Source organism: Paenibacillus sp. EKM211P, from assembly GCF_011066175.1.
GTDB classification, from domain to species: domain Bacteria; phylum Bacillota; class Bacilli; order Paenibacillales; family Paenibacillaceae; genus Paenibacillus; species Paenibacillus polymyxa.
Map to the genome: position 1 here is coordinate 1 of NZ_JAAMNS010000037.1, position 4,157 is coordinate 4,157.

The following is a 4,157-nucleotide window of genomic DNA, read 5'->3' on the forward strand; positions in this document are numbered from 1 at the left end:
ATTTGCGGGTGTAGTTCAATGGTAGAACTCCAGCCTTCCAAGCTGGTAGCGTGGGTTCGATTCCCATCACCCGCTTTTTGCTATAGCGGATTCTTGTTGCCTCAGTGGTGACACCTTATAAATAAAGAGAGCCTGTCTGGGGACAGAGCTCTCTCTTTTTTTGTATGTTTATCTTCCATAGATTCTACAAAGTGTTGACTATCGATAATCCTTGCTATCGGTGTATTCCTTCTGCTCCTGCAGTGAGTATACACCGATAACTGATCTAGTACACAGGTTTTACACTGGTATGGTCAGCTGTATGGAGGTTCCCTGATTTGGAGCAGAGGTCATGCTCAAGAAGCCGCCTACTCCTCTAGCTCGTTCTTCCATGCTGAACAATCCAACTCCCTCTCCTTTGGATTCTCCAGAGAAGCCCATACCCTCATCCCGAATAGTTACTTTTATTATTTCGTCTTGATCCTCTACATCAACGTATGCTTCTGCTACATCTGCGTATTTAGCCACATTCGTCAGTGCTTCCTGTACAATTCTATAGATTGCTATTTCTTTTCGGATATCAAGGCGTTTACGTAAAGTACATTGAAAATGCACTTCGATTCCGTAATGCGAACAGAAATTTTCAATATAGGTTCTTAGGGCTGGTACGACACCCAAATCATCCAGAACTGAGGGACGAAGTTCCCACGCTAGGCCACGAACATCTTTAATGATATCGGTTACCTGTGCACGCAAATTTTCCAAAGTAGCGTTGGGTTGTTCAGCTAGTTGGCTATCTAGTTGAATAATAAGTGAAAACAGGCTTTGACCAATCCCATCATGAAGCTCTCTTGAAAAGCGTTTACGCTCTTCCTCCTGTATTTGCATGACTTGCGTCATCATGGTCTGAAGCTCTGCCTCTACTTTTTTTAATTTAGTTACTTCATTACGGATCGCTAAGTACTGATAGGGTTTACCTTCCTCGTCCATAAATGGAACAATCGTAGTATTCACCCAGTAGTAGCTGTTATCTTTAGCACGATTTCGTATTTCTCCCTGCCATACCTCACCAGAACGGATCGTAGTCCACAGGTTCTTCATGAAGGCTCGAGTATGATAGCCCGAATTAATGAGACGATGATCCTGCCCGATCAATTCTTCACGACTATATTGCGAAATCTCACAGAACTTATCGTTTACGTACTGAATAATTCCTCGATGATCGGTCAGAGCAACGATGGAAGATGTATCTAGAGCAAATTTTAGATTGGATAGCTGGTGGAGAGAACTACGCAGTACATGGAGAAAAGGAGAATCTGGTATATGAATTTCCAAATCATTCAGTAGTTTATCGGTTGACTCCCCAAAGGCGGGCTGCAGTAAAGGGTTAGAAGGTTCATTCATAATGGAGCAACCCCTTTTTCAGTGCAAATTTGACCAACTCAGGCCGTGTTTTCAAGTTAAGCTTCTCCATAAGGTTGCTTTTGTGGGACTCTACGGTTTTGACGCTAATCACCAGGTGTTCGGCAATTTCCTTGTTGGCATATCCTTTGGCTACCCATGATAGGATCTCCTTTTCCCGCTCAGACAGGGATTCATACGGCCCGGTTATGCCCTCTTGTTTGATTTTGTCCAGATATTCACTCATCAGGCGTTTGGTTGCATTGGGATACAGATAGGCACTGCCTTCGGCTACAGACTGGATGGCAGCGAGTAATTCCTCATGAGGTGCACTTTTTAAAATATATCCAGATGCTCCGGCTTGAATGGCTCGGAATAGATATTCCTCATCATCATGCATCGTTAAAATAAGTACTTCTGTATCCGGCAACTGTTTTTTTAATTCGGTGGTTGCCGTGAGGCCATCTTTGCCAGGTGGCATACTAAAATCCATGAGCACGACATCAGGTTGTAGCTCCACCGCTTTGCGGATTGCTTCATCCCCGTCTGCTGCATCTCCTACTACCTTAATACCGTTTTTGCCGTCCAATAGGGCCATGAGGCCAGAACGTACGACAACATGATCATCCACTACTAGTATACGAATCAATTAGTCATCCCCTCGAACGGTAAAAAAACCGTGCGTTTTGTCATAATCATAGCAAATTTTAGGGATTTCAATCAACAGAGATAGTTAGATGAGCTGTTCATGTTCACTTATATTTATAATTTTATTTTTCTTCAAATATCAATCTATGGAGTGAGAGGGAGGGCACATAGCTGGCCAAGGCGATGAGCGACTTGAGTGGCCTTGGCTACATCAGATTCGGTGAAAGTTCTCACTTCACGGTTACCGACAAGTAGCACACCGTTTGGCAAGTCTCCTGTACTGGAAAAGGGAATGGCTACTGCAGAATGTAACTGTTCGGCCAGCATAAGCGCACATTCTTGACGTAAACGTATACTGCCTGATATTAAAGCACTAACGGTCACAGTACGTCCAAGACGAACAGCCATCCCGGCGATCCCATGCCCAACTTTAAAAGAAATAAGGCGATAGCGATTGTTTCGGCTGCCGGAGGCATAATACCAATGCAACTTACCCCCTGACCTGGACATAAATGCAAGTGCAGTGAGATCCCCATAAACATGATCTCGCAACTGGTTCAGTTCATTTCGCATTTCATCCGTTATTTGTAGCATAGAAGACACATCCTTTATCTTAACCAACTGTAGCTCTAATTTATTGTAATTCTGACAGGTACAAAAGTAATTCAGGGAACCCCCTGATCTATAGGCGCAGGAAACACTGACTTTTCATTAGACTGGGTAATCAATAAGAGGTGGGGCGATAAATGGGGCGTTAGATAATCCTGGAAGTGATATTTATCACTGCAAATCAGGGAGTAGGGAGGTGCAAAATCAGGTGTTCTCCCGATAACAACCCAGGCATCAAAACATTATGATTAAGATATTAGGTAAACACGAGGAGGACGCTAATATGCAAGCCACTTGTATGGAACGGTTTGGGGACGAAGCGCAGCGCACGGGGATTCAGCTTTTTCTGACGGAAGAGCATTTTGAACTGTTAAAAGATATCATGTCCTGGAAGAAGGTAAAGGCAGGCGTTATGCTTTTCCGAGAGGGGGATGATGCGGAGCAGCTTTATTATATACATTCGGGTCATGTTAAACTCCGTAAGTCGACAGAAGACGGTAAAGAATTGATTCTGACTATTCAGCACCAAGGCGATTTAATCGGGGAGTTTAGTGGGATAGATGGGGAAGAGTATAGTTGCACTGCAGAAACAGCCGATGTGTGTGAATTAGGTGTCGTGCTTGTTAAGGATCTGGAGTCGCTCCTGTCTAAGCATGGGGAAATGGCGCTTCAGTTTATACAGTGGATGGCAATGAAGCAACGAATTATGCAATCACGGTTTCGGGACTTATTGTTGTATGGTAAAACGGGGGCACTAGCGTCTACCTTAATCCGTGCAAGTAATACATGTGGCGTAGCTGTGAAGGATGGCATTTTACTGAATATGAAGTTAAGTCACTCCGAACTGGGTGAGATGATTGGAGCAACGCGCGAGAGTGTGAACCGGATGCTGAGCTCGCTGAAAGAGCAGGGTACCTTGGATACGAGAGACGGAAAAATCGTCATTCACGATCTCAAGGTGTTGCGTGCTATGTGCTGTTGCCCTTCGTATGGCCAATGTGCCCATGAGATTTGCAGACTATAAATTTATGAGCTTGTTAGGCGGGGGCTAAAAGACTCCGTCTAATTGTAAGTCTTCTGACAACAAGCGATTAAAAGGAACGAGTATCGTAGATATCTTAAAAAGAATCGACGGCGCGTTTAGCGGCAAATCAACGATATAGTGTTTTGAAGTAGCCATCATGTTGAAATAGTTGACTAGTAGTAAAGAAATTTTAGATATTGGTTTATTGTGAAATATTACAAGTTGTATTCTGTAGTTAAAAATGATATATTATTTTAACTGACAACAAAACAGCCGTTTCAATGAGAATAAGCAGGGTGAAATGATCTTCGAAAAAAATAACCCTTGCATTTTTGAAATGAACATGATATGATCTTATAGCTGCTGAAAAACGCAGTGAAAAAGAATTTGATCTTTGAAAACTGAACAACGAGTGAGTAAATTGATTTTGTTCGCAAAATCAAACAATGAGATATTTTATCTCGTCAGTTTCAAAATGAGCTAATCGCTCTTTCTA

Annotated in this window: 4 protein-coding genes and 1 tRNA gene; 2 read left to right on the forward strand and 3 right to left on the reverse strand. The window is 42.9% G+C overall.

Translation table 11 applies throughout. The features are described 5' to 3' along the window. Positions 1-4 precede the first annotated feature (4 nt). Positions 5-75: transfer RNA gene (locus G9G57_RS25160), tRNA-Gly, on the forward strand. A 204-nt stretch (positions 76-279) separates the two neighbouring features. On the opposite strand, the gene G9G57_RS25165 is transcribed toward G9G57_RS25160, so the two are convergent. The 3 genes from G9G57_RS25165 to G9G57_RS25175 form a co-directional block, all read right to left on the reverse strand. After that, positions 280-1,383 carry a PAS domain-containing sensor histidine kinase gene (locus G9G57_RS25165; RefSeq protein ID WP_017428695.1) on the reverse strand — a complete coding sequence of 368 codons (1,104 nt, stop codon included), beginning with the start codon at positions 1,381-1,383 and terminating at the stop codon, positions 280-282. Beyond that, complete coding sequence (locus G9G57_RS25170) at positions 1,376-2,029, reverse strand: response regulator (RefSeq protein WP_117290772.1); 654 nt, start codon at positions 2,027-2,029, stop codon at positions 1,376-1,378. The genes G9G57_RS25165 and G9G57_RS25170 overlap by 8 nt, the downstream gene beginning before the upstream one ends. Before the next feature lie 143 nt (positions 2,030-2,172). Further along, positions 2,173-2,622, reverse strand: a complete 450-nt coding sequence (locus tag G9G57_RS25175) for a GAF domain-containing protein (RefSeq protein WP_017428696.1) — start codon at positions 2,620-2,622, stop codon at positions 2,173-2,175. Between the two features lie 298 nt (positions 2,623-2,920). Here G9G57_RS25175 and G9G57_RS25180 point away from each other — a divergent pair, with 298 nt between their 5' ends. Next, entirely contained in the window at positions 2,921-3,661 is a 741-nt protein-coding gene (locus tag G9G57_RS25180; protein WP_016818378.1) for a Crp/Fnr family transcriptional regulator, read from the forward strand. Positions 3,662-4,157: the final 496 nt, after the last annotated feature.